1 protein-coding gene is annotated in these 324 nt (G+C 64.8%); it reads left to right on the forward strand.

Features of this window, described 5'->3' with window-relative positions; translation table 11 throughout:
* Positions 1-324: alpha-hydroxy-acid oxidizing protein (locus AB4Z18_RS19400; RefSeq protein WP_441784410.1), on the forward strand; the 324-nt coding region annotated here is incomplete at both ends.

The raw sequence follows: 324 nt of genomic DNA on the forward strand, positions 1-324 counted from the left end.
CGGAACTGGTTCCAGTTGTATGTGATGCGGCAGCGGGAGATCAGTTACAGCCTGGTGGAGCGGGCTGCGGCGGCGGGGTTCGACACGTTGTTCTTCACGGTGGACACCCCGATCGCCGGGGCCCGGTTGCGGGACAAACGGAACGGGTTCTCCATTCCGCCGCAACTGACGTTGGGGACGATCGTGAACGCGATCCCGCGGCCGTGGTGGTGGTACGACTTTTTGACCACCCCGAAGCTGGAGTTCGCCTCCCTGTCCGCCACCGGCGGCACCGTCGGTGACCTGCTGAACGCGGCGATGGACCCCTCGATCAACTACGACGAC

It is taken from the genome of Leifsonia sp. 2TAF2 (genome assembly GCF_052115085.1).
Lineage (GTDB): Bacteria > Actinomycetota > Actinomycetes > Actinomycetales > Microbacteriaceae > Leifsonia.